Source organism: Agrobacterium sp. CFBP2214, assembly GCF_030209895.1.
Classification (GTDB): Bacteria; Pseudomonadota; Alphaproteobacteria; order Rhizobiales; family Rhizobiaceae; genus Agrobacterium; species Agrobacterium radiobacter.
In genome coordinates, this window is sequence record NZ_JARVRC010000007.1 from 89,866 (window position 1) to 114,626 (window position 24,761).

The following is a 24,761-nucleotide window of genomic DNA, read 5'->3' on the forward strand; positions in this document are numbered from 1 at the left end:
CGATGCATATTCTCGCCACCACATCCTCGTCTCTGGACGACCTGATAGAGCCGGTTGATCTAAACCAGCCCCGGTCGGATGTGGTGATGCTATCGTTTTCGGCAAGCGATCTGGCCGGGCTGGAACAGGCTTGGCGGCGAACCGAGAGTACACTACCCTCCCTGTCCGCCGCCAACCTGTCCGAGCTTCGGCACCCGATGTCGGTCGATCTGTGGATTGAAAAGACGGCGGAACACGCCAAGGTTATTCTTATCCGGATGCTCGGCGGTGCAGAACGCTGGCGCTACGGTGTCGATCAGCTTTCCATTCTGGCGCGCAGGCGCGGAATAAGGCTGCTGCTCCTGCCGGGAGAATGCAGCGACCGAGATGAAAAGCTTGAAGCGGCATCAACCGTCGATCGGCGGATCTTGGCCTCTGCCCTCTCCTTCTTCCGCGAGGGTGGGCAGGAGAATATGGGCCGGCTTGCCGGTGGTCTTACCTCCCTTGCAAATGGTGAGACATGGCCGGATATCGAGGCTGAACCGCTGCCGAAAGCCGGTTTCTACCGACCCGGCAGGGGCGTCATGGATCGGGCGGAAGCCTGCGAGGGTTTTCCCGCCGGTGCGCCCCTTTTGCCGATCCTCTTTTACCGCTCCATGCTTCTGGCGGCAGATGCTGCACCTGTGGATGCGCTCTTCGAAGCGCTCTCGCAGCGCGGTTTTGCACCCTTGCCGATTTTTGTCAGCGGCCTGAAGGATTGCGAGGCGATCCGTTTCCTCGAAACGGTGCTGCCAGATCTCAAACCCGCCGCCATCATTGCCGCCACCGCCTTCGCCAGCCAGACGGATGACGAGGGTAAAACACTGTTCGACCGGCTCGGCGTGCCGGTGTTTCAGGTAGTGATGGCGACGACGCGACGGGACGGCTGGGCGGAAAATGCGCGCGGTCTCAATCCCTCCGATCTTGCCATGCATGTCGTTCTGCCGGAACTGGATGGCCGGATTCTTGCCGGTGCGATCTCGTTCAAACAGGCGCGAATGGATGGTGGCGCGAGTTTGCTCAATGTACCCGAGGCCGATCGCGTCGAGCAGGTGGCAAATCGCATCGCCGCTTTCCTGCGGCTGCGGCATGCCGCTCCACGGGATCGCCGGATCGTCATTCTGATGCCGGATTATCCCGGTGCGGCGCCCTGGCGAACCGGTTATGCCGTCGGTCTTGATGTGCCGCAAAGCGTTCTCGAAATGCTGCGCGATCTCGCTGGCGCAGGTTATGCGGTCGAGGATATTCCTAAAACCGCGCGGGCGTTGCTCGACCGCGTCGAAAAGCAGGAAGCGACGATTGGTCTTTCCGTCTATGAGAGCTTTTTTTCCGCCCTGCCACCTATAGCTGCCGCATCCGTAAATGCGACATGGGGCGCAGCAACCGACGACGACGCATTGGTTGATGGTGCATTCCGGTTTCGTGTCGCCCGTTTCGGCGAAGTATTCGTGGCGCTCGCGCCCGACCGGGGCCGCAACGAGGATCGCCGGGTGGATTACCACGACCCTGCCCTGCCGCCGCGTCACGCGTTAGTCGCTTTCGGTGCATGGATGCAGCGGGTCGCAGATGCGCATGCCATCGTGCATGTGGGTGCGCACGGCACGCTGGAATGGCTGCCGGGCAAGACGGTCGCGCTTTCCCGTGATTGTTTTCCCGAAATTGTCACCGGCTCGCTACCCGTAGTCTATCCGTTCATTGTTTCCAATCCAGGCGAAGCGGCGGTCGCCAAGCGGCGTATCGCGGCCGTGACCATCGGCCATGTTCCACCGGTGCTGGTCAATGCCGGGCTTTCCCCGGAACAGTCGGCGCTGGAACAGCTCGTTGATGAATATGCGCAGGCGGATGGGCTGGATCGCCGCCGGCGTGACCGACTGGCGAAACTGATTGTCGAAAAGGCGCTGGAGACTGGGCTTGCAGCTGAGGCGGGCGTGGGTGTGAAGGATGATGCCGATGCGGCCCTGTCGCGCATCGACGCCTTTCTGTGCGACCTCAAGGATTTCGCCATCAAGGACGGCCAGCATGTTTTTGGCCGCTGTGCCGAAGCCGAGACCGATCTTCTGAGGCTTGAAAGCGCCAAATCGGAAAAAGCTGCCCTGCTGGCTGCGCTTGATGGCCGGCATATCGCCCCCGGCCCCTCCGGCGCACCTGCGCGCGGACGGCTCGATGTGCTGCCCACGGGCCGCAATCTCTATGCCGCCGATCCGCGCACCATGCCGACGCCGACGGCGTTCGAGCTCGGCAAAATGGCGGGCGAAGAGGTGCTGCGCCATCATCTGCAGTCCCACGGCGACTGGCCGAAACATCTGGTTTTCGATCTGTGGGGCAGCGCCAGTCTGCGCAATGGCGGTGAGGATGTGGCCCAAGCGCTGCATCTGATGGGGGCGAGACCGATCCACGATCTCGCCACCGGCCGGGTCACCGGCATCGAGGTTCTGCCGCCGGCGAGCCTGGGGCGGCCGCGTGTCGACGTCACGTTTCGCATATCCGGCCTGTTCCGCGACATGTTCCCGGCGCTGATCGCGCTTCTCGATGCTGCCGCCAAGGCCGTTGCGCGGCGGGAGGAAGCGCCGGGCGACAATCCTCTGGCGGAAGAGGCCGTCGCGCTTGGGCATATTCCGGCGCGCATTTTCGGCTCCGCGCCCGGCACCTATGGTGCCGGCATCGAAGAAAAGCTTGCGAGCGGGAAATGGGAAGAACGCGAGGAGCTGGGGCAGGCCTATCTCGACGCGGCGAGCCACGCTTTCGGTGGTGCGGACGGGCTGGAGATTTTCGAAGATACCGGTTTTGTGGAGCTCGTCAGGCGGGCCGACCTTCTGGTTCATACCGGCGATGATCCGGGTCGTGACCTTCTCGATGGTTCTTCCGATGTCGCCTTTATCGGCGGCTTTTCCGCTGCGAAGGCCGTGCTTGGCGGGGTCGCTGACATCGTGGCGCTGGATACCACAGATCCGGCACGCCCGCGTGCAAGGTCAATGACGCAGGCGCTGACGCGGGTGGTGCGCGCGCGCGCCGTCAATCCACGCTTCATTGCAGGCCAGATGCGGCATGGTCCGCGCGGGGCGGCGGAGTTCGCCGAGACGGTGGACCGGCTGATCGGCTTTGCCGAAACCACACATGCGGTGTCCTCCTCGTTGATCGAGGCGCTTTACGACGCCTATTTCGGCAATGAGGACGTGCGCGATTTCATTCTGCGGGAAAATCCGAAAGCGGCGCAAGTGATGGCCGAACGGTTTTTATCCGCCCGCCGTCGTGGGTTGTGGCATAGCCGCCGCAATGCTGTGGATGCGGAACTTGAAATGCTCATCCTGCCGCGGCCCCAAAGGGTGGAGGCGTGATGATGGCCGCTGCCGATCCCGTCCAGCCCTTTGGCCGCCGTGGCCTCTGCCCGGCCCTCTCCGTTCCCATGCGCACCGGAGACGGGTTTTTGTCGCGGATCGCTTTCGAGGCGGATATTGCCCCGCGTGACATGGCGGCGCTTTGCCATTTTGCCGAACTGCATGGCAACGGATTGATCGACATTACCGCACGCGGCAGCCTGCAATTTCGCGGCCTGACGCCGGAAAGCGCCCGCGCCCTGGAAAAAGATGTTCTGGCGCTGGATTTGCCGCTGCGTGAGGGACTGGCAGTTGAGACCTCGCCTCTCGCCGGTCGGGATGACGCGGAAATCGCTGATGGCCGCCCACTCGCCGCAGAGATTCGAAAAGAGGCTGACAGGCTCATTCTCCATGAGAAGCTTGCCGCTAAAATGTCTGTCGTCGTTGATGGCGGCGGGCACCTCTCCATGGGAGATTTGCTGGCCGATATTCGCCTGAAAGCACTGTCACTTGATGGTCGGACCTTCTGGCGATTGCTCGTTGGCGGGCCGGAAAGCAGGGCGCTGAATGCGGGACTGGTCGAGACGGGCGCGGCGGCGGGCGCCGTCGTGTCGCTGCTCGCCTTTCTGGCCGGCAAGGGACCGCTTACCCGTGGCCGCGATCTGGACCATTCGACCATAAAGACAGTTTGCGGAGATCGCCTGCTCGATCGGGTGATTGCGGACGAAGCCAGGGTGGCTTCTGCACCTCTGGGACTGATGACGACGGGAAAGGACTGCTTTGCAGTTGCTGTCGCGCCTGCTTTCGGGCAAATCCGGGCCTGCGATTTGTCTCATCTCTGCGAACGGGCCGGTACGCTCGGCATCAAGGCTCTACGGCCATCCCCAAACCATAGCCTGCTATTTTTTGGATCGTCATCCGCTTGCAACGCCTTGCTGGAGATTGCAGGGGAGTCCGGTTTCATAACGACGGCAGGTGACGCGCGCTCTTCCATCGCCGTCTGTCCCGGCGCGCCGGGCTGCGCTTCGGCTTTTCTTCCCACCCATGAACTGGCCGCCTTTGCGTCTGAGGAATGCGCGTCATTGCTGGATGGCTCCTTCACGCTGCATATTTCCGGCTGTGGTAAGGGTTGCGCTCATCCCGCGCCGTCGCTTCTCACTTTTTCCGGCACTGCCGATGGCCTGGTCTTTTCTATTGCAGGCCGCCCCGGCGATGTGCCGGATGGCATTTTACCTTTCCCGCATCAGAGGACGGTGCTTTCGCGGCTTGCCCGTCTTTACGAAAAAGAACATAAGCCCGGGGAAAACGCCGCTACCCTGTTTGCCCGGCTGGGCAAACAGGCGATCGGTGCGGCGCTTCGACAGGATGACCGATGACCGACTATGACTATATTCGCGACGGCAATGCGATCTATGAGCGCTCCTTCGCCATCATTCGCGAAGAAGCGGATTTGTCCGCCTTTACCGAAGAGCAGGCGGATATCGCCATTCGCATGATCCATGCCTGCGGGCAGGTGGAGGCGGCCAGCCATTTCCGATTTTCGCCGGATTTTGTTGCCGCTGCACGTGGTGCTCTACGAGCCGGCAAGCCCGTTCTCTGTGATGCTGAAATGGTGGCCCACGGCGTGACGCGTGCCCGTCTTCCGGCTGATAATGATGTGATCTGCACCCTTCGCGATCCGCGCACGCCTGAGATAGCGCAAAAGATCGGTAATACCCGTTCCGCCGCCGCACTCGATCTCTGGGCCGAGAAGCTGGATGGCGCGCTGGTCGCCATCGGCAATGCGCCGACGGCCCTGTTTTATCTTCTGGAAATGCTGGAAAAAGGCGCGCCGCGCCCCGCCGCCATCATCGGCATGCCCGTTGGTTTTGTCGGTGCGGCGGAATCGAAAGACGCGCTGGAAGCAAGTTCGCTCGGCATTCCCTATGCCATCGTCAAGGGACGCATGGGTGGCTCGGCGATGACGGCTGCCGCCATCAACGCGGTTGCGAGGGCTGGCCTGTGAGCGCGGCTCTTTTTGAAAACCCCAGGGGTAAACTCGTTGGCGTCGGCACCGGCCCCGGTGATCCCGAACTTCTGACGCTGAAAGCCGTTCGTGCCATCGAAAATGCCGATGTGCTCGCCTTCTTCTGCAAAAAGGGTGGCAGCGGTAACGGTCGTGGCATTGTCGAAGCCTTCATTCGCCCCGGTACGCTGGAAATGCCGCTGGTCTATCCGGTAACCGTCGAAAGCGACAAAAACGGCAGCGATTATCGCGATGCGATCGCCGCCTTTTTCGATCAGTCGGCGAAGGATATTGCCGTGCATCTCGAGGCCGGGCGCAATGTTGCCGTGCTGTCGGAAGGCGATCCGCTGTTTTACGGTTCTTATATGCACCTTCATTTGCGGCTTGCTCCGTCCTACCCGGCGGAGGTCGTTGCGGGTATCACGGCAATGTCCGGCTGCTGGTCCATGGCCGGTCTGCCGCTGGTGCAGGGCGATGATATTTTGAGCGTCCTTCCCGGCACGCTTGGCGAAGATGTTCTGACGGAACGTCTGTCCGGCACGGACGGTGCGGTGATCATGAAGGTGGGACGCAACCTGCCAAAGATTCGCCGGGCGCTGGAAAAGGCCGGTAAGCTTGAAGAAGCGCTTTATGTCGAGCGCGGCACGATGGCCAACAGCCATGCGGTGCGGCTCATCGAACGTGATGCATCGCCTGCGCCCTATTTTTCACTGGTTCTGGTGCCGGGCTGGAAAACGAGGCCCTCTGCAGGTGAAAAGCCATGACCGGCAGGCTCGTCGTTGTCGGCCTCGGCCCGGGTAGTGCGGCGCAGGTGACGCCGGAGGCGCTTGCCGCTGTCGATGCCTCGGAGGATTTCTTCGGTTATATTCCCTATCTCGATCGCCTTTCGCTTGGGCCGCACCAGCGTCGCCATGCGTCCGACAATCGCGAGGAGATTTCCCGCGCCGAGCAGGCTTTGCGGCTTGCGGCTTCCGGCGGCAAGGTCTGCGTGGTGTCCGGCGGTGATCCCGGCGTTTTCGCCATGGCGGCGGCAGTTTGCGAGGCGATCGAAAGCGGTCCTTCCGAGTGGCGCGAGATCGATTTTTCCGTCGTGCCCGGCGTGACCGCCATGCTGGCGGTCGCTGCGAGGGCCGGCGCGCCGCTTGGCCATGATTTCTGCGCCATTTCGCTGTCGGACAATCTGAAGCCCTGGAGCATCATTGAAAAACGGCTGATTGCGGCGGCGGAAGCAGGGTTTGTCATGGCTTTCTACAATCCCGTCAGCAAGGCGCGTCCGCACCAGCTCGGTACCGCTTTTGATCTGTTGCGGGCGCATTTGCCCGGTTCTGTGCCGGTGATCTTCGGTCGGGCAGCAGGCCGGGCGGATGAGCGTATCCGGGTGATACCTCTTTCGGAAGCCTCGAGCGACATGGCTGACATGGCCACCTGCATCATCGTCGGTTCGGTTGAAACCCGTCTGATTGAACGATCCGGCAAAGAACCGCTGGTTTATTCGCCGCGTTTTTCGAGAAGAGAGAGCTGATGTTGGATGGCGGTGAGCGCAGCTGCAATATCCGGCACCGTCACATCATTCATGGACGCGTCGTTTCGCTTTCGCGGCCGCTCGATCATGATGACCGGCAGGCGGAGCCGTCTTGCGGCCTCGATCTTTCCATAGCTGGCGCTGCCACCGGAATTTTTCGAGACCAATGTCTCGATGCGGTTTTCTTCCAGCATGCGGATTTCATCATCCAGCGCAAAAGGACCACGCGCGGTGATGTAGCGCGCATGCGGCAGTTTCAGTGGCGGCTCCACGGGGTCAACGCTGCGGATGAGATAGCTGTGCTGGGGCGCGGCTTCGAAAGGAAGCAGCTCCTGCCGTCCCAAAGCCAGAAACACGCGCCGGCCTTCGCTGCCGAGCGCAATAACAGTCTGCTCGACGCTGTCGACACCATGCCATGTGTCATCCGGCTGGCACTGCCAGGCGGAACGCGAAAGCGCCACAAGCGGGACCTTGGCAAGCCGCGCCGCCTCAACGGCATTGGTGGAAATCTTCGCCGCATAGGGATGCGTGGCGTCCACCAGAATATCGAAACCCCCGGTGCGAATGAAATCCGCAAGACCTACGGCACCGCCAAAACCGCCACTGCGCATCGGCACCGGCTGTTCGACCGGCGAGAGTGTGCGACCGGCCATGGAAAGCAGAATTCGGTAGCCGGAGTCTTCTGCCAGACTGCCGGCCAGAATGCGGGCATCCGCCGTGCCGCCAAGGATGAGTATGGAGCGTGTCATGACGTCTGAATATTCCGGAACGGGCGATGCTTCCACAGAAAAGAAAGAGAGGCCGTGGCTTTCCATCGTCGGCATTGGTGAGGATGGGCTCGCGGGGCTGGGCCGGAACGCGATCCAGGCGATAGAGGCGGCCGAGATCGTTTTCGGCGGTAAACGCCATCTGGAACTGGCGGCTGCGGCTGTTCGTGGTGAAGCACGGCGCTGGCCGGTGCCGTTCGACACGGATATGAGTGATGTCGTGGCGCTGCGTGGCAAGCGGGTTTGTGTGCTCGCCTCCGGCGATCCGTTCTTTTATGGCGTCGGCGTCACGCTTCTGCGGCATGTCGAGGCGGATGAGACGGTTTGTCATCCCTCGCCTTCCGCCTTTTCCCTGGCGGCGGCGCGGCTTGGCTGGGGGCTGCAATCGGTCGAATGCGTTTCGCTACACGGCCGTTCCATCGATCTCCTGCGGCCGTATCTCCATGCCGGTGCGCGCATCATTGCGCTTACCTCGGATGCTCACGCCCCGGCTTTGATTGCGGAATTGTTGTCCGATTTGGGCTTCGATCAGTCGGAATTCGTTTTGCTCGAAGCCCTGGGCGGCGAGCGGGAGAGGCGACGGCAGGTCAGGGCGGCCGATTTCGCCTTTGTTGATATTGATGCGCTGAATGTGGTGGCGATTGACGTCGTTGCGGATGAGGGTGCACGCGTCCTGCCTTTTACCTGTGGTCTTGATGACAGCCTGTTCGAACATGACGGGCAGATCACCAAACGCGAGATCCGCGCCGTGACACTTTCCTCTCTTGCCCCACGGCGGGGCGAATTGTTGTGGGATATCGGTGCCGGTTCGGGTTCGATCGGTATCGAATGGATGCTGTCGCATCCCTCGCTTCGTGCGATCGCCATAGAGCAGCACCCGGAAAGGGCGGAGCGTATCGCCCGCAATGCCGAAGCTTTCGGTGTACCGGGGCTTGAGGTCATGATCGGCGCGGCTCCCGCAGCTTTTGAAGGCTTGCCTCAGCCGGATGTGATTTTCATTGGCGGCGGCGGCAGTGAAACGGGCGTGCTGGAGGGGGCCATGGAGGTCCTGAAACCGGGTGGGCGGCTGGTCGCCAATGCGGTGACGCTGGAAATGGAGGCGGTACTGCTTGCCGCCCATGCGCGGCTTGGCGGTTCGATGATCCGTCTGGATGTGTCGCGGGTGGTGGCTGTCGGCTCCATGTCGGGCTGGCGTCCGGCAATGCCGGTGACGCAGTGGAACTGGGTCAAGCCATGGTGACAGTGGCTGGCATAGGCTGCCGCAAGGGCACGGGTTCGGATGCTGTCATGGCCGCCGTGCGCGCTGCGGAGCATGCTTTTGGCATGACCGCAGAATGCCTGGCGACTGCGCCGCTCAAAGCCGGTGAAGCCGGTCTTGCGGCAGCGGCAAAAAGCTTGTCGCTGTCACTGGAAATCGTATCGCAGGAGCGGCTCGATGCGGTCGCTTCGAAAACAATGACATTTTCACAGGCAAGCCTTGATCATGCCGGCTCGCCAAGTGTCAGCGAAGCGGCGGCGCTTGCCGCCGCCGGAGAAAATGCAAGGCTGGTCGCGCCGCGTCTTGTGGTTGGCGATGTGACGGTGGCCATCGCAACGACTGACGATGCCCCACGTGATAGCGGCTGTGCCATCGAACATGGAGAACAACAATGACGGTTCATTTCATCGGCGCCGGTCCGGGTGCCGCCGATCTCATTACGGTGCGCGGGCGCGATCTTATCGCCGCCTGCCCGGTGTGCCTTTATGCGGGCTCACTGGTTCCGAAGGCCCTCATCGATTATTGTCCGCCGGGTGCACGCATTGTCGATACGGCAGCGCTTTCGCTTGACGAGATCGAGGCGGAGTTTGTGGCTGCAGCAGAGGCCGGCAAGGATGTGGCGCGGTTGCATTCCGGCGACCTTTCCGTCTGGAGCGCCATGGGTGAACAGATTCGCCGTCTGGAGCGGCTGGGTCTCGATTATACCGTCACGCCCGGCGTGCCCTCCTTTGCCGCTGCAGCCGCCACTTTGCAGCGGGAACTGACGGTGCCGGAAGTGGCGCAGAGCCTTGTACTGACCCGCATTTCCGGTCGTGCATCGAAGATGCCTGACGGTGAGACACTGAAGGCTTTCGGTGCGACGGGTACGACGCTCGCCATTCATCTCGCCATTCATGCCATCGGCAAGGTGGTGGAAGAACTGGCGCCACTTTACGGCTCCGATTGCCCGGTTGCCATCGTGGTTCGCGCCTCCTGGCCGGATGAGCGGGTTATCAGGGGAACGCTGTTCGACATTGAAGGAAAGCTCGCAGCCGAACCGGTGGAGCGGACGGCCCTGATCTTCGTCGGACGTGGACTTGCCTCGACGGATTTTCGTGAAAGCGCGCTTTATAGCACCGACTATGTCCGGCGGTTCCGATCTCCGAAAGAAGATGCGACGGGCTGATGCGACGGCGTGGAGGCGGTGCGCCCCTTGAGCGTGCCCTGACGATCGAACACCAGAATATCAAGCGCAATGGCGGGCGTCTTCAGCGCTGTCGCTGCGGTCACCCAGGCTTTTTCCGCCACGACCGCACCGAGGTCTATACCCGCGCGTTCGGCCAGCTCAAAGGCGTGCGCCACCATGTTGGCCTGACGGATGGCAATGGCGAGGCTTCCGTCTCCTCCGGCTTCCGTCGCCAATGCCGCCAGCGCATCAAGATCGGCCAGTCCCTTCTTGGAGTGCACGTCGAGCATTCCCTGCGCGAGCTTGGTCATCTTGGCGACGCCGCCGGCAATCGTCACCCGCTCGACCGGATGACTGCGCAGGTATTTCAGCATGCCGCCGATGAAATCGCCCATGTCGATCAGCGCGGTTTCCGGCAGATCGTAAAGCGCCTGCCCGGCTTTTTCGGAGGTGTTGCCGGTGGCGCCCAGCACATGGGCGCAGCCGGTCGCGCGCGCCACATCAATGCCACGCCAGATGGAGTGGATCCAGGCGGAGCAGGAAAAGGGAATAACGATGCCTGTTGTGCCGAGGATGGAAATGCCGCCAACAATGCCGAGCCTGCCGTTCAGGGTTTTCTCCGCCAGTTTCTCGCCGTCGCGGACGGAAATCTCGACTTCGAAATCGGCACTTTCTCCGGCCACCTCTCGAATCGCTGTTTCGATCATCTTGCGCGGTACGGGGTTGATGGCGGGTTCTCCCGGTGGCAGGGGCAGGCCCGGCCGTGTGATGGTGCCCACGCCCTTGCCGGCCTTGAAGGTGATGCCGCTTCCCGGTTGACCTCGTCGCACCGTGCTTTCGATCAGCGCACCATGGGTTACGTCGGGATCGTCACCCGCATCCTTGACGACACCGGCGCGGGCGAAGTTTTCACCCTTTTCCTCGGTGGCGAGGGAAAATGCAGGCCTCGCGCCGCTTGGAAGTTCGACCTCGACAGGGTAAGGAAATTCGCCGGTCAAAAGGGCAGCGCAGGCCGCCTTCGTGGCGGCCGCCGCGCAGGTGCCCGTGGTCCAGCCGCGGCGAAGGGTCTTTCCATCTGTTTCCATATGAATTTCTATAGCCGGGACGGCTTTTTCCGTCATCGTTAAAAAGCAGCCAAGAAGAATGTCGATACCGCAGATTTTGAACAGCATTGCCGCAAAAGGTCCGGTCTTCCAGGCCGGTCACGTCTGGCTCGCGGGCGCAGGGCCGGGCGATGTGCGTTATCTGACGCTGGAAGTGGCGCTCGCGCTGTCTCAGGCCGACGTCATCGTGCGCGATGCTTTGGTGAGCGACGATGTCGTCGCTTTGGGTCCGCAGGCAGAGATTGTTTTTGCCGGTAAAAGGGGCGGCAAGCCTTCCGCAACGCAGGATGACATTACCGCTTCGCTGATCGATTTCGCCGGCCAAGGCAAAAAGGTGCTGCGGCTGAAGGGCGGCGATCCCTTTATTTTCGGGCGTGGCGGTGAAGAGGCGGAGGCGCTTGTCCATGCCGGCATTCCGTTTCGCATATTGCCTGGGATGACCTCGTCGTTCACAGCGCTTGCTTCAGCCCGCATTCCCGCCACCATGCGCGGCATCAGCCGCGCCGTGACTCTCGCCACGGGCCACGCAGCGGGCACGGAAGAGGATCTGGACTGGCTGGCGCTGGCGAAAACACGGGAACCCATCGTCGTTTACATGGGGCTGAAGAATATTGGCACGATCGCCGGTCTTCTGATGCAGGGCGGCCGTTCCGGCGAAACGCCGGTCGCCGTCATCATGTCGGCAACGACTGCGCTGGAGCGGATTTTCATCGGCAAGCTGGAAAGCATAGCTGACGATGCAATCAGGGAAAATTTCGAAGCGCCGGCTTTGATCGTTATCGGCGAGATTGTTTCGATGCGGGCGCGTCTTGGAGTTTCCGGCTCATGACGGCGCGGGCGATCATCATTGGCGCGCCACGCTCGGGTTCTGGCAAGACCAGCGTGACCATCGGCCTGCTCCGGGCCTTTGCCCGGCGCGGTATCAAGGTGCGCGGCATCAAGACAGGGCCGGATTACATCGATCCCGGTTTCCACACCTTCGCCACCGGCACACCGGGTCTTAATCTGGATAGCTGGGCCATGCGGCCAGACTTGCTGCGACATCTTTTTTCGCAACAGACGGAAGATGCGGAACTCGTTCTTATCGAAAGCGCCATGGGCCTGTTCGACGGCATTCCGGTTGCGGAAAATCGCACGGGTTCGGCGGCGGATCTGGCGCGGCTGTTCGGCATTCCCGTGCTGCTCGTGCTGGATGTGTCCGGTCAGTCGCAGACGGCCGCTGCCGTCGCCCATGGTTTTGCTCACTACGATCCGGCCGTTACCATGGCGGCGGTTGTGTTGAACCGGGCGGGCAGCGAAAGACATCGGACGCTGTGCACGGAAGCGATCGAAAAAATCGGCCTTCCCGTTGCCGGCTGCGTGCTGCGTGATCCTTCGCTCATCCTGCCCGAAAGGCATCTGGGGCTGGTGCAGGCCAGCGAACATCCGGAGATCGATGCACATATAGAACGACTGGCCGATGCGATGGAAAAATCCATCGATCTCGATGCCTTGCTTTCACTCGCCGCGCCGGTGGACGTGCCTTCAGGCTCGGTGGATGCGGCAATCGCACCGCCCGGTCAGCGTATCGCGCTGGCGGAGGATGCGGCGTTCACCTTCCTTTACCCGCATCTTAGGAAGCATTGGCAGGCGGCCGGGGCCGAGATCGTGCCGTTCTCACCGCTCGCGGATGAGGCGCCCGACGACAGCTGTGATATCTGCTGGCTACCCGGCGGATATCCCGAGCTTTTCGCCGGGAAGCTTGCGGATGCGGCTGGTTTCAAGGCAGGTATTGCCCGCTTTGCCGCGACAAAGCCTGTGCACGGCGAGTGCGGCGGTTACATGGTGCTCGGCGAGGCGTTGGAAGATGCGGATGGGGTGACCCACGCAATGACCGGGCTTCTGTCGCATGCCACCAGCTTTGCGACGCGCAAGATGAATCTAGGCTACCGGCAGGCAACAATTGCGGCAAGCGGCCCGCTCGGCACGGCGGGGGATGTTCTGCGCGGCCATGAATTCCATTATGCGCGGGTTACTGATGCCGGCAGCGATGAGCCCTTCGCCCAGATTGCTGACGGGCAGGGTCGTCCGCTGGGGCCATCGGGCGGCAGGAGAGGATTTGTCTCAGGCACCTTTTTCCATGCCATCGCCAGAGGCGGTTGACCGTTAACGGCTTTGGTCCGTGGGACCTGCGGCAAAGTGGAGCAAGCTGCGAAAGTTTGTAGGCTTGGATAACGGGAAAGTGCTATAGATCATTTTATAGGGCATGGAAGAGCGGAGTTGTCTGCCGTGATCCATGTTCGGTGAAGCGCAGCCGGACCGAAAGCCGCTTCATATTTCCTGGTCCGAACCTGCCCTCGCGCATTCATATCGAGCGTGCCTACCGATGATGAAACCCGGATTTTTTGTCTCTGCCGCTCTCGCTGCGACCATTTTGCTGGCCCCTTTGGGAACCGACGGCACGGTCGCCCACGGCGGTGAAGATTACGCAACGCTGGAAAAGCTCGGTGGAGCGCTGTTCGACGATCCCAACCTTTCGATGAACCGCACCATGGCCTGTTCCACCTGCCATATGCAGGCTGCCGGTTTTTCCGATGCGCGGGAGAGCGAAAAGGTCGGGCGGGACGTCTCTCTCGGCGACGATGGGATTTCGCTGGGCGACCGCAATGCGCCGACTGCAGCTTATGCCCGCTTCACGCCGCCTTTCGGCAGGAATGCGGCGGGCGAGTATGTCGGCGGGCAATTCTGGGATGGCCGCGCCTCTCTGCTCGAAGATCAGGCGGGCGGTCCGCCGCTTAATCCCCTCGAAATGGGCATGCCGGACAAGACCTCGGTCGTCAAACGGCTCCGGGAAAACCCGGATTATGTCGCGGCTTTCGGCACGCAGTTCGGCAAGGATGTTTTTGAGAGCGACGACACTGCCTATGCCGCGATGACGAAGGCGCTGGCGAGCTTCGAGCGCTCCGATGAATTTTCCACCTTCGATTCCAAATATGATCGTTTCCTGCGTGGTGAGGAGAAGCTGACCGAGCAGGAAGAGCTGGGTCGGGTCCTGATCTCCTCGACGCAATTCACCAATTGCAATACCTGCCACGAAATCCGCGGCGCCAAGGGGCTGGAAGACGGCCTCTTCACCAACCACAAATATTTCAACATCGGCGTTCCAGCCAACACGGCGGTGAGAGCCGCCAACGGCTCGAAGCCGGATGCGGTCGATCTCGGGCTCGCGCAAAATCCTGTTGTGGCCGGCGATCCGGCTGAGCGCGGCAAGTTCAAGGTGCCGACATTGCGCAACGTCGCCGTTACCGCTCCCTACATGCACAACGGGGTGTTCAGAGACCTGCGCACGGTGGTGCTGTTTTATGTAAAATACAAAAGCAAGAAACCCAGCCGCCAGATCAACCCGGAAACCGGCAAGACGTGGGATGCGCCGGAAGTGCCTGAAAATATCGCCATGACGGAACTGACATCCGCACCGGCGCTGGACGACAAGCGTGTGGACGCCATTGTCGCATTTCTGAAGACGCTGACTGACAAAAGATATGAGCATCTTCTGCCGAAAGAAGATGGACAGGCGAACGTGCCGCCTGCCCAGCCGGTTTCGTCAAGCGTTACGCCGAAAGCGCCTTGAATTCGGCGAGAACCGCGTCGCCCATTTCGGAGGTGCCGACCTGGCGGCTGCCCTCGGCCATGATGTCGGCGGTGCGGATGCCCTTGTCGAGCACGTTTGCGATTGCGGTTTCGAGCTTTGTCGCCTCATCCACCATGTTGAACGAGTAGCGAAGGCACATGGCAAAGGACGCGATCATGGCGATGGGGTTGGCGATGCCCTTGCCGGCAATGTCAGGGGCCGAACCATGGACCGGCTCATACATGGCCTTGCGCTTGCCGGTCTTGGCGTCAGGTGCGCCGAGAGAGGCGGACGGCAGCATACCGAGCGAGCCGGTGAGCATGGCGGCGACGTCGGAGAGCATGTCGCCAAAGAGATTGTCGGTGACGATCACGTCGAACTGCTTGGGCTTGCGCACCAGCTGCATGCCGCCGGCATCGGCCAGCATATGTTCCAGCTGAACATCCCTAAACTTGGCGGAATGGGTTTCGGTGACCACCTGGTTCCACAAAACGCCTGATTTCATGACGTTGCGCTTTTCCATCGAGCAGACGCGGTTGTCACGGGTGCGGGCCAGTTCGAAAGCAACGCTGGCGATGCGCTCGATTTCGAACGTATCGTAGATCTGCGTGTCGATGCCGCGCTTCTGGCCGTTGCCGAGATCGATGATCTGCTTCGGTTCGCCGAAATAAACGCCGCCCGTCAGTTCACGGACGATGAGGATATCGAGACCCTCGACCAGCTCCGGCTTCAGCGAGGAAGCGGCAGCGAGCGCCGGGTAGCAGATGGCGGGGCGCAGATTGGCGAAAAGTTCGAGATCCTTGCGCAGGCGCAGCAGGCCGGCTTCCGGGCGGTGCTCGTAGGGCACGCCATCCCATTTCGGGCCGCCAACGGCGCCGAACAGGATCGCATCGGCGGCAAGCGCCTTTTCCATATCCGCATCGGAAATAGCCACGCCATGGGCGTCGTAGGCAGAGCCGCCGACGAGGCCTTCCGAGACAGTGAAGCCGGCATTGTGCGCGCTGTTCATATAATCGATCAGCTTGCGGACCTCGGCCATGGCTTCGGGGCCGATACCGTCACCGGGCAGCAGGAAAAGCGAACGGACTGTCATGAGAACCCTCCTTGGGCGGCGCGCCGGAAAACATCACGAAGGGTTTTCGGTTGCGGCGAGCGCGGCGTCAAACTCGTTTCCGTCCTGCAGATGCAAAGTCTTATCGCAGCCGGACGGGATCGTGGGCTTCTTATCTCTGCCTCAACGGCTTTTCAAGCAAAGCAAAAGCCGATCCGGTACGGTTTGGTACGGGATCGGCTTTTTTGACGAGCGGAAATGTTGTCAGGCCCAGGGGCGGACCGAGGCGTTCGCCTTTTCGAACGTGTCGATGGCGCTGGAATGTTCGAGCGTCAGGCCGATATCATCAAGCCCGTTCAGCATGCAGTGACGCTTGAACTCATCGATCTCGAAGGTAATCGTGCCGCCATCGGGGCCGCTGATTTCCTGGCGTTCCAGATCAATCGACAGAACGGCGTTCGATCCGCGCGACGCATCGTCCAGCAGCTTTTCGAGGTTCTCGGGGCTGACGACGACAGGCAGAATGCCGTTCTTGAAACAGTTATTGTAGAAGATGTCGGCGAAGCTGGTGGAGATCACGCAGCGGATGCCGAAATCGAGAAGTGCCCATGGTGCATGTTCGCGCGAGGAGCCGCAACCGAAATTGTCGCCAGCGACAAGAATCTGGGCGTTCTGATAAGCGGGTTTGTTCAGCACGAAATCCGGATTGGGCGAGCCATCCTCAAGATAACGCGACTCGGCAAAGAGGCCCTTGCCAAGGCCGGTGCGCTTGATGGTCTTCAGATAGTCTTTCGGAATGATCATATCGGTGTCGATATTGACCACCGGCATGGGCGCGGCAACGCCCGTCAGCTTGGTGAATTTTTCCATCTGTCGCTTCCCGTGTTTCCCTTGAACATAATCCCGCGCGGACAGGCCTGCCGGATATTTTCAGCCGGGAAATACCGCAAAATTAAGCGCTTTAGAAGCGCAAACCCGCGTTCTTCGGTACGCCGTGTGTGGCGCGCTGGCATTTTTGCCGATTTGAGACGATCTCAGAGATCGATAATCGTGCCCTTACCGTCGTTCCAGACGCGCATATCACGCTGGTTACGGGGCTTGACCGGAATGGGGGCCGGCTTCAAACGCGCAGAAAGCAGGCGGGCAGCGCTGAGAACCGCGAGCACGCCGATGAAAGCGACCGTAAGCGACGCGGTGAAAAGGGCGACTATCGCCAGAACTGCAATGCCGGATGCGGCGATGAAAAACGAACGTATGCCTTGCATGATCCAAACCTTTCTATCCAGACGAATGTGGGCCTTCTTCTTCCGGCTTGCAAGAGGATTCAGTGGATTGTCAGCTTGCAGATGTCACAAAAGCTTGACACAAGTGCGGCATGGTCGATTTTTCCGAAAATATTCTTGTGAGACCGCGCCGTTCGCTGCTGTCAGTTCCGGCCATTAATGTCCGGGCGCTGGAAAAAATCCGCGATCTCGATTGTGACGGGGTGATCCTCGATCTGGAGGATTCCGTCGCGCCCGATATGAAGGGCAAGGCGCGGGACAATCTGGAAAAGCTGTTTTTGGGGCAGCCCTTTAGCGGGCGGGAAACCGTTATCCGCATCAATCCGCTCTCGACGCCAGATGGAAAGGCGGATTTGCAGCTCGTGCTTTCCTGCCGGCCGGATGCGGTTCTTTTGCCGAAGGTGGAACAGCCGGCCGATATCAATGAAGTGGCCGATCTTCTGGCCGAAATGGATGCACCGGAGCGCCTGAAAATCTGGGCGATGATCGAAACGCCGCTTGGTGTGCTGAATGCCGCCTCGATTGCTGACGCGGCCCATACGCCGGATGCGCGGCTTGCGGCTTTTGTCATCGGGCTCAACGACCTGCGCAAGGAAACGCGGGTTCCGGCCCTCCCAGGACGCACCTATCTCGTACCGTGGATGATGCAGGTGGTGCTTGCCGCCCGCGCCTACGGGCTCGACGTCATCGACAGCGTCTCGAACGACTTTCGCGATATCGCCGCTTTCGAAGCCGAATGTGAGCAGGGTCGCGCCATGGGGTTCGATGGCAAGATGTTGATCCACCCGGCCCAGATCGAGCCGGCCAACGGGCGCTTCGCGCCGGACGAGGCGGCGGTCGCGGAAGCGCGCGAGATCATTGCCGCTTTCGCAAAACCGGAATCTGTGGAATTGAACGTCATCAACATGAACGGTCGCATGATCGAGCGGCTGCATGTGGTTGAGGCCGAAAGGCTGGTCGCCATGGCCGATATCATCGCACAAAGAAAGGCAAACAGGACGTGAAGGTCTATCGTTTCATAACCGGTCCCGACGACGCGAAATTCTGTCACCGGGTGACCGAGGCGCTGAACAAGGGTTGGGAACTCGCGGGTTCACCGAGCTATGCCTTCAACGCCGCAAGCGGCGTCATGCATTGCGGCCAGGCCGTGACCAAGGTGGTCGAGGGCAAGGAGTACCATCCGGACATGAAGCTCGGCGAGCAGTGAGCGGCGCTAGCCGTCCCGATCAGCGATCGGCGGCGGCCTCGTCTGCGCTTTCTTCGATCCGTTCCATGTCGTCATCCGACAGGCCGAAATGATGGCCGATTTCATGGATCAGGACATGGGTGATGATATCGCCCAGCGTCTCCTCATTTTCGGCCCAGTAGTCGAGAATGGGGCGGCGATAAAGCGTGATGCGGTTCACCATCTCGCCCGTTTCCATGGTGAAACGTTCGGAGATGCCGCGTCCTTCGAATAATCCGAGAAGGTCGAAAGGCGTTTCGAGAGCCATGTCCTCGAACACGTCATCGGTCGGAAAATCGGCGATCTCGATGATGAGATCCTTCGTTAATGCGCGAAATTCTTCCGGCAGGTGGCCATATGCCTCGATCGCAAGCGACTCGAAGGCGGAAATTGTCGGCGCATGGCGGTCCCGCCAATCGTCGGTCTGGTCTATGCGGGCCATTTCTGCTCCTTGTTGGAAGGCCCATATAAACACTTGCTGGGCAAATTTCGAGACCTGACTGCTTCACCCGCCGAAAAAGCATGAAATTCTTGGCGTTACAGTTACTTTTCGGGCCGTCGTCATCTTGACATAAACTGGCGTCTCGCGTAATCGGCACCCAAATTGATGGCGTAATGCGCCTTCCGTTTATTCCGCCCCTTAAAAGGCGACTTCACCGGCAGACATTCAAAGGGACATTCTGTTCCCAAGGGTTTCTACCAAATTCCGACTGATAAAAAGACGGCCAGCTTGCATTTGCGGGCAGAGCCGGAACGAACATGAAAGGATAAAAAATGTTCGCAGTCATCAAGACCGGCGGTAAGCAGTACCGCGTAGCGGCCGACGCCGTGCTGACCATCGAAAAGCTGGAAGCAGAGGCGGGCGCAACTGTAGAATTCACCGAAGTTCTCGTTGTTGGCGAAGGCGCCGACGCCAAGTTCGGTGCTCCCTTTGTCAAGGGCGCCATCGTCAAGGCTGAAGTTGTCGAGCACAATCGCGGCAAGAAGGTCATCGCCTTCAAGAAGCGTCGTCGTCAGAACTCCAAGCGTTCGCGCGGCCATCGTCAGCATCACACTGTCGTCCGCATCACGGACATCGTTGCTGCCTGATCGGCGCGACACGGGAAACAAGGTTTAAAGGAGAACTCCAATGGCACACAAAAAAGCTGGCGGTTCCTCGCGTAACGGTCGCGATTCCGAATCCAAGCGCCTTGGCGTAAAGAAGTTCGGCGGCGAAGCTGTCATTCCAGGCAACATTATTCTGCGTCAGCGCGGCACACAGTGGCATCCGGGCGCCAATGTTGGCATCGGCAAGGACCACACGATTTTCGCACTGACCGCAGGTAACGTGAACTTCCGTACGAAGGCCAACGGCCGCGTATTCGTATCCGTGGCTCCGAAAGCGGAAGCCGCAGAATAAGCCGGTAAGCGTCATATGCAGCCGGTGTCCCATCGACCCGGCTGAGACGTATCAGGTTCAGTCAAGAAAACAGGGGAGATGGGGCACCACCCAACTCCCCTTTTTCTTTAACCTCATGGAGGGACTGAACCATGCAAGCTGAATTGTTGAGGGTTGACCAATCACGGTCACCCGAAGAGCGGCCAAGGCCCGATCGGTCAAGGAGCGATTGCCCCGTTTTACTGTCGCAGAGGCTGGTTTTACGCAAGCCTCACGAAGAAGACATCGACGCCCTTGCCCATCTTGCCAACAATGCCAATATCGCGACCATGGTGTCGCGTATGCCGCACCCTTACACGGCCAAAGACGCCGCGGATTTTGTGCGACGCTCCAAAGCTGGCGAGATTGGCAAGTGCGTCTATGCGATTACCCGCATGGACAATGGCGAGTTTCTGGGCTGCTGCGCGCTCGAACCCCAGGAAGACGAAAAGACGCTGGAAATCGGTTACTGGCTGGGGGAACCCTACTGGAACCGGGGCTACATGACGGAAGCCGCGCATGCGCTGATCGACATGGCCTTCCGCACGCGTGAAATCGACCAGATCGATGCTCGTTGCCGGGTCACCAACATCGCTTCGCGCCGCGTCATCCAGAAGTGCGGTTTCCAGTTTCAGGGTTCCGGCATGGTCGGTTCGCTGGCGCTCGGCGGCATGGTGCCGGTCGAATGGTACCGGCTGGACCGCAAGACCTGGGTTTCGCTGAAGAGCTGGGGGGACATGGGATGAGTGCGCTCGAACTGACCCGCCGCCGGGCTGCCACGTCAGTGGCGCCGCCCGGCCCCTGCCCCGTCATCGAGACGCGGCGTCTGGTGCTGCGCCCGCAGCGGCTTTCCGATGCCGGCAGCATTGCGGAATCGCTTGGCGATTTTGCTGTGACGAGGATGCTCGCTCGTGTTCCGGCACCCTATCACAAGCAGGATGCGCTGGAATGGTTGGTCCTGCGCACCTCAGGCACCCTGCCCGACTGGGATTTCGCCATTACCAGTGGCGACGATACCCTGATCGGCGTCGTTTCGGTGGAATTGCGGCACGGCGAGTGGCATCTCGGCTACTGGCTCAACCGCTTCTACTGGGGCAAGGGTTACATGACCGAGGCGGTGGCCGGCGTGGTTGAGCGGTTCTTCCGCCGCATGCCGGGCGTGACCCTTCATTCCGGCGTGTTTGCGGATAATCCCGCTTCGCTGCGGGTGCAGGAAAAACTCGGCTTCCGGGTGACCGGCTGCCACCAGATCTACGCCACGGCGCGCGCCGCCATGGTGGCGCATATCGACACGATGATCACGGCTGAGGATTTTGTCCGGCCGCATCGCTGACAATCAAAACAAGGCCGGTTTGCACCAAACCGGCCTTGTCTCGCACAGGGGCTTCCCGCACGATAGTCTTTGACCTTGTGAAGAAGCGCTTGTATTCGAAACGACGATATTTTTGTTTGGCGCAACGCGATTGGCGGCCGCGCCCGCAAACCGATAGAACGGCAGTCCGATGAAATTTCTCGATGAAGCAAAAGTCTATATCAAGTCCGGTGATGGCGGCGCAGGCGCGGTGTCTTTCCGGCGCGAAAAATTCATCGAATTTGGTGGTCCTGACGGTGGTGATGGCGGACGCGGCGGCGATGTCTGGATTGAGGTCGTCAACGGTCTCAACACGCTGATCGACTTCCGTTTTCAGCAGCATTTCAAGGCCTCGATCGGGCAGCACGGCATGGGCAAGACCCGCAACGGCGCCAAGGGCGCGGATGTGGTGCTGAAGGTGCCTGTTGGTACCCAGATATTTGAGGAAGACAATGAGACGCTGATCATCGACCTCACCAAGGAAGGCCAGCGCTTTCGTCTTGCCGCCGGCGGTAATGGCGGTTTCGGCAATGCCTATTTCAAGTCTTCGACCAATCAGGCGCCCACCCATGCCAATCCGGGTCTTGCAGGCGAAGAAAAGACGGTCTGGCTTCGCCTGAAGCTGATCGCCGATGCCGGTCTTGTTGGATTGCCGAATGCGGGTAAATCCACATTCCTCGCGACCGTGACCCGCGCGCGGCCGAAGATCGCCAATTATCCCTTTACCACCCTCCATCCGAACCTCGGCGTGGCGACCATCGACGGCCGCGAATTCGTGCTGGCCGATATTCCCGGCCTCATCGAAGGCGCGCATGAGGGCGTGGGCATTGGTGACCGCTTCCTCGGCCATGTGGAGCGCACTCGCGTGCTTCTGCATCTGGTTTCCGCACAGGAAGATAAGGTCGGCAAGGCCTATAAGACTGTCAAGGCCGAGCTGGACGCCTATGGTGGCGGGCTGACCGACAAGCCGGAAATCGTGGCGCTGTCACAGATCGACGTGCTCGATGAAAAAGAACTGAAAAAGAAGGCGAAGGAACTGGAAAAGGCCTGCGGCCGTCCGCCGCTTCTTCTGTCTGCCGCCGCGCATATCGGCATGACGGAAGCGCTGCGCGCCCTTCGCGACATCATCGTTTCGGCAAGCGAGGGCGGGGAGACTGCCCTGCCCGACAGGTCCATGCCGCATGAGGATAGCGAGGCCGAAGAAGAGGACGACCGCCTATGAGCCTGACGCGCAAGCCGCTGGCGAGCCACCATCGGATCGTGATCAAGATCGGGTCGGCGCTTCTGGTGGACCGAAAGACCGGTCTGAAGAAAGACTGGCTGGATGCCATCTGCGAAGATATCGCTGCGCTGAAGAAAAACGGCGCGGATGTCCAGGTCGTGTCTTCGGGCGCCATCGCGCTTGGGCGTACCGTGCTTGGCCTGCCTTCTGGTGCATTGAAGCTGGAGGAAAGCCAGGCGGCGGCGGCGGTTGGTCAGATCGCGCTGGCGCGGGCGTGGTCGGAAAGCCTGTCGCGGCATGAAATCGTTGCAGGCCAGATTCTGCTGACGCTGTCCGATACCGAGGAGCGTCGCCGTTATCTCAATGCGCGCGCCACCATCAACCAGTTGCTGAAGATCGGCGCTATCCCGATCATCAATGAAAACGATACGGTTGCGACCACCGAAATCCGTTATGGCGACAATGACCGTCTGGCAGCGCGTGTGGCGACCATGACGGGTGCCGATCTTCTGGTGCTGCTTTCGGATATTGACGGACTTTATACGGCTCCGCCGCATCTCGATCCGGACGCGAAATTCCTTGAGACGATCGCTGATATCACCCCCGAGATAGAAGCCATGGCAGGTGGTGCGGCCTCCGAGTTGTCGCGCGGTGGCATGCGCACCAAGATCGATGCGGGCAAGATTGCAACCGCTGCCGGTTGCGGCATGATCATTGCGTCAGGCAAAACGTTCAATCCGCTGAAGGCCATCGAAAACGGCGCGCGCTCCTCGTGGTTTGCACCATCAGGCACGCCGGTGACGGCACGCAAGACCTGGATTGCCGGGCAATTGCAGCCGGCCGGTGAAATCCATGTGGATGCCGGCGCGGAAAAGGCGCTCTATGCCGGAAAAAGCCTGCTTCCCGCGGGTGTGAGACTGGTGAAGGGCAATTTCGGCCGTGGGGATGCAATCGCCATTATCGGTGCGGAAGGCCGGGAAGTCGCTCGTGGTCTTGCGGGCTACGATGCGGAAGAGGCGCGCCTTATCATCGGTCACAAGTCCAACGAGATCGAGGCGATCCTCGGTTATGTCGGGCGCGCGGCCATGATCCATCGCGACGATCTCGTGATGACCGGCGCCGCCGTCAAAATTAAACATGCAAAGAAGGATGAGGTCCATGCCTGAACAGGCCGTGAAGCAGAGCCATGACATCGATGCGCTGATGATCACCATCGGCGCTCAGGCGAAAGCTGCTTCACGACCGTTGTCCATCGCCGGCACGGACCAGAAGAACCGTGCGCTGCTCGCCATGGCCTCCGCCATCGAGGCGTCGAAGGAGGCGATCCTTGCCGCCAACAGGAAGGATCTGACCGCAGCCGAGAGCGCCGGTCTTGCTGCTTCTTTCGTTGACAGGCTCACGCTCAACGATGCCCGCATCGCCGGCATTGCTGAAGGTATTCGCTCGGTTGCGGCGCTGTCCGATCCGGTCGCCGAAGTCATTGCCGCCTGGGATCGCCCCAACGGGCTTAAGATTGAGCGCGTGCGTACGCCGCTTGGCGTCATCGGCGTGATCTATGAAAGCCGCCCGAATGTGACGGCGGACGCCGGTGCTTTGTGCCTCAAGGCGGGCAATGCCGTCATCCTGCGCGGTGGCTCGGATTCGCAACATTCATCGCGTGCTATTCATGCCTGCCTCGTGGAGGGGCTGAAGATTGCCGGTCTTCCCGAGCATGCCATTCAGCTGGTGCCGGTGACCGACCGTGCGGCCGTCGGCGCACTTCTCAGCGGCCTGAACGGCACTGTTGATGTCATCGTGCCGCGCGGCGGCAAGAGCCTCGTGGCTAGGGTGCAGTCGGAAGCCCGCGTGCCGGTCTTTGCGCATCTGGAAGGCATCTGCCACATCTATGTCGACAAATCCGCCGATCTCGACATGGCAAAACGTATCGTCGTTAACGCCAAGATGAGACGCACCGGCATTTGCGGCGCGGCTGAGACATTGCTGGTGGATGCCGCTGCCGTTTCCACGCATCTCGAGCCGCTCGTCAAAGCCTTGATCGAAGCTGGCTGCGAAGTGCGCGGTTCGCAAGCTGTTCGTGATGTGGTGGCGGGTCTGGTGCCGGCAACGGAAGAGGACTGGCGCACCGAATATCTCGACGCAATCATTTCGGTTGCTGTGGTGGAGGGCATTTCCGGTGCGATAGAGCATATCGGCACCTATTCGTCCAACCATACCGAGGCGGTGATCGCCGAGGACTCTGACGTGGTTGAGCGGTTCTTCAACGAACTCGATTCGGCCATTCTGCTGCACAATGCCTCGACGCAATTTGCCGATGGCGGCGAATTCGGCATGGGTGCGGAAATCGGCATCGCCACCGGCAAGATGCATGCGCGGGGTCCCGTTGGCGTCGAGCAGCTCACCTCGTTCAAATACCGGGTGCATGGCACCGGCCAGACACGGACCTGATATTT

Annotated in this window: 26 protein-coding genes; 20 read left to right on the forward strand and 6 right to left on the reverse strand. The window is 60.7% G+C overall.

What is annotated here, in order from left to right; translation table 11 throughout:
- Positions 1–2 precede the first annotated feature (2 nt).
- The 5 genes from cobN to QRN60_RS19145 are packed head-to-tail and all read left to right on the forward strand — an operon-like array spanning position 3 to position 6,859.
- Positions 3–3,353, forward strand: a complete 3,351-nt coding sequence (cobN, locus tag QRN60_RS19125) for a cobaltochelatase subunit CobN (RefSeq protein WP_129564816.1) — start codon at positions 3–5, stop codon at positions 3,351–3,353.
- Positions 3,353–4,708 carry a precorrin-3B synthase gene (cobG, locus tag QRN60_RS19130; RefSeq protein ID WP_129564815.1) on the forward strand — a complete coding sequence of 452 codons (1,356 nt, stop codon included), beginning with the start codon at positions 3,353–3,355 and terminating at the stop codon, positions 4,706–4,708. The genes cobN and cobG overlap by 1 nt, the downstream gene beginning before the upstream one ends.
- The gene (locus tag QRN60_RS19135) at positions 4,705–5,337 is read left to right on the forward strand and encodes a precorrin-8X methylmutase (RefSeq protein WP_107677672.1); all 633 of its coding nucleotides are present in this window, start codon (positions 4,705–4,707) and stop codon (positions 5,335–5,337) included. The genes cobG and QRN60_RS19135 overlap by 4 nt, the downstream gene beginning before the upstream one ends.
- A complete protein-coding gene (locus QRN60_RS19140) occupies positions 5,334–6,101 on the forward strand; it encodes a precorrin-2 C(20)-methyltransferase (RefSeq protein ID WP_087745200.1) in 768 nt (255 codons plus the stop codon). The genes QRN60_RS19135 and QRN60_RS19140 overlap by 4 nt, the downstream gene beginning before the upstream one ends.
- Positions 6,098–6,859, forward strand: a complete 762-nt coding sequence (locus tag QRN60_RS19145; RefSeq protein ID WP_020809686.1) for a precorrin-3B C(17)-methyltransferase — start codon at positions 6,098–6,100, stop codon at positions 6,857–6,859. The genes QRN60_RS19140 and QRN60_RS19145 overlap by 4 nt, the downstream gene beginning before the upstream one ends.
- Here QRN60_RS19145 and QRN60_RS19150 read toward each other — a convergent pair.
- Entirely contained in the window at positions 6,826–7,608 is a 783-nt protein-coding gene (locus QRN60_RS19150; RefSeq protein ID WP_284766320.1) for a cobalt-precorrin-6A reductase, read from the reverse strand. The two genes, QRN60_RS19145 and QRN60_RS19150, sit on opposite strands and share 34 nt — an antisense overlap.
- On the opposite strand from QRN60_RS19150, the gene cbiE reads away from it, so the two are divergent.
- Genes cbiE through cobM form a run of 3 tightly spaced genes read left to right on the forward strand, consistent with a single transcriptional unit; the run spans position 7,607 to position 10,049 of the window.
- Entirely contained in the window at positions 7,607–8,866 is a 1,260-nt protein-coding gene (gene cbiE / locus QRN60_RS19155; protein WP_129564813.1) for a precorrin-6y C5,15-methyltransferase (decarboxylating) subunit CbiE, read from the forward strand. The two genes, QRN60_RS19150 and cbiE, sit on opposite strands and share 2 nt — an antisense overlap.
- Positions 8,860–9,279 (forward strand): cobalamin biosynthesis protein, encoded by a 420-nt coding sequence (locus QRN60_RS19160; protein WP_162692805.1) that lies wholly within the window; start codon positions 8,860–8,862, stop codon positions 9,277–9,279. Before cbiE ends, QRN60_RS19160 begins: the two co-directional genes overlap by 7 nt.
- Positions 9,276–10,049: a precorrin-4 C(11)-methyltransferase gene (cobM, locus tag QRN60_RS19165; RefSeq protein ID WP_003505271.1), complete on the forward strand. Its 774-nt coding sequence runs from the start codon at positions 9,276–9,278 to the stop codon at positions 10,047–10,049. The genes QRN60_RS19160 and cobM overlap by 4 nt, the downstream gene beginning before the upstream one ends.
- Here cobM and QRN60_RS19170 read toward each other — a convergent pair.
- Positions 10,004–11,134, reverse strand: a complete 1,131-nt coding sequence (locus QRN60_RS19170) for a cobalt-precorrin-5B (C(1))-methyltransferase (protein WP_003505270.1) — start codon at positions 11,132–11,134, stop codon at positions 10,004–10,006. The genes cobM and QRN60_RS19170 overlap by 46 nt on opposite strands.
- A gap of 58 nt (positions 11,135–11,192) precedes the next feature.
- Here QRN60_RS19170 and cobA point away from each other — a divergent pair, with 58 nt between their 5' ends.
- From cobA to QRN60_RS19185, 3 genes are all read left to right on the forward strand, one after another.
- Positions 11,193–11,981, forward strand: coding sequence for a uroporphyrinogen-III C-methyltransferase (cobA, locus tag QRN60_RS19175; RefSeq protein WP_020010742.1), 789 nt, complete (start codon positions 11,193–11,195; stop codon positions 11,979–11,981).
- A complete protein-coding gene (locus QRN60_RS19180) occupies positions 11,978–13,294 on the forward strand; it encodes a cobyrinic acid a,c-diamide synthase CobB (protein WP_003505266.1) in 1,317 nt (438 codons plus the stop codon). Before cobA ends, QRN60_RS19180 begins: the two co-directional genes overlap by 4 nt.
- A 223-nt stretch (positions 13,295–13,517) precedes the next feature.
- Positions 13,518–14,762, forward strand: coding sequence for a cytochrome-c peroxidase (locus tag QRN60_RS19185; RefSeq protein ID WP_111784294.1), 1,245 nt, complete (start codon positions 13,518–13,520; stop codon positions 14,760–14,762).
- Here the strand turns inward: QRN60_RS19185 and leuB are convergent.
- From leuB to QRN60_RS19200, 3 genes are all read right to left on the reverse strand, one after another.
- A complete protein-coding gene (gene leuB, locus QRN60_RS19190; protein WP_020809681.1) occupies positions 14,743–15,855 on the reverse strand; it encodes a 3-isopropylmalate dehydrogenase in 1,113 nt (370 codons plus the stop codon). The two genes, QRN60_RS19185 and leuB, sit on opposite strands and share 20 nt — an antisense overlap.
- A gap of 222 nt (positions 15,856–16,077) precedes the next feature.
- Positions 16,078–16,683, reverse strand: a complete 606-nt coding sequence (leuD, locus tag QRN60_RS19195; RefSeq protein WP_003505261.1) for a 3-isopropylmalate dehydratase small subunit — start codon at positions 16,681–16,683, stop codon at positions 16,078–16,080.
- Positions 16,684–16,847: 164 nt separating this feature from the next.
- Positions 16,848–17,078: a hypothetical protein gene (locus tag QRN60_RS19200; protein ID WP_129564812.1), complete on the reverse strand. Its 231-nt coding sequence runs from the start codon at positions 17,076–17,078 to the stop codon at positions 16,848–16,850.
- Positions 17,079–17,188: 110 nt separating this feature from the next.
- Here QRN60_RS19200 and QRN60_RS19205 point away from each other — a divergent pair, with 110 nt between their 5' ends.
- Together QRN60_RS19205 and QRN60_RS19210 are read left to right on the forward strand one after the other, a co-directional pair.
- The gene (locus QRN60_RS19205) at positions 17,189–18,100 is read left to right on the forward strand and encodes an HpcH/HpaI aldolase/citrate lyase family protein (RefSeq protein WP_165000611.1); all 912 of its coding nucleotides are present in this window, start codon (positions 17,189–17,191) and stop codon (positions 18,098–18,100) included.
- The gene (locus QRN60_RS19210; RefSeq protein ID WP_003505258.1) at positions 18,097–18,303 is read left to right on the forward strand and encodes a DUF1737 domain-containing protein; all 207 of its coding nucleotides are present in this window, start codon (positions 18,097–18,099) and stop codon (positions 18,301–18,303) included. Before QRN60_RS19205 ends, QRN60_RS19210 begins: the two co-directional genes overlap by 4 nt.
- 19 nt (positions 18,304–18,322) lie before the next feature.
- On the opposite strand, the gene QRN60_RS19215 is transcribed toward QRN60_RS19210, so the two are convergent.
- The gene (locus QRN60_RS19215; protein WP_003505257.1) at positions 18,323–18,763 is read right to left on the reverse strand and encodes a metallopeptidase family protein; all 441 of its coding nucleotides are present in this window, start codon (positions 18,761–18,763) and stop codon (positions 18,323–18,325) included.
- A gap of 332 nt (positions 18,764–19,095) precedes the next feature.
- Between QRN60_RS19215 and rplU the strand changes: the two genes are divergently transcribed.
- The 7 genes from rplU (at position 19,096) to QRN60_RS19250 (ending at position 24,756) form a co-directional block, all read left to right on the forward strand.
- On the forward strand, positions 19,096–19,410 hold the full coding sequence (gene rplU / locus QRN60_RS19220) for a 50S ribosomal protein L21 (RefSeq protein ID WP_003492690.1): 315 nt from the start codon (positions 19,096–19,098) through the stop codon (positions 19,408–19,410).
- Between the two features lie 40 nt (positions 19,411–19,450).
- Complete coding sequence (gene rpmA / locus QRN60_RS19225; protein WP_003492686.1) at positions 19,451–19,720, forward strand: 50S ribosomal protein L27; 270 nt, start codon at positions 19,451–19,453, stop codon at positions 19,718–19,720.
- Positions 19,721–19,851: 131 nt separating this feature from the next.
- Positions 19,852–20,484 (forward strand): GNAT family N-acetyltransferase, encoded by a 633-nt coding sequence (locus QRN60_RS19230; RefSeq protein WP_003505256.1) that lies wholly within the window; start codon positions 19,852–19,854, stop codon positions 20,482–20,484.
- Entirely contained in the window at positions 20,481–21,071 is a 591-nt protein-coding gene (locus QRN60_RS19235) for a GNAT family N-acetyltransferase (RefSeq protein WP_111791637.1), read from the forward strand. The genes QRN60_RS19230 and QRN60_RS19235 overlap by 4 nt, the downstream gene beginning before the upstream one ends.
- Positions 21,072–21,240: 169 nt before the next feature.
- A complete protein-coding gene (gene obgE / locus QRN60_RS19240; protein WP_129564811.1) occupies positions 21,241–22,311 on the forward strand; it encodes a GTPase ObgE in 1,071 nt (356 codons plus the stop codon).
- Positions 22,308–23,477 (forward strand): glutamate 5-kinase, encoded by a 1,170-nt coding sequence (gene proB, locus QRN60_RS19245; protein ID WP_060725331.1) that lies wholly within the window; start codon positions 22,308–22,310, stop codon positions 23,475–23,477. Before obgE ends, proB begins: the two co-directional genes overlap by 4 nt.
- A complete protein-coding gene (locus tag QRN60_RS19250) occupies positions 23,470–24,756 on the forward strand; it encodes a glutamate-5-semialdehyde dehydrogenase (protein ID WP_035212838.1) in 1,287 nt (428 codons plus the stop codon). Before proB ends, QRN60_RS19250 begins: the two co-directional genes overlap by 8 nt.
- Positions 24,757–24,761: the final 5 nt, after the last annotated feature.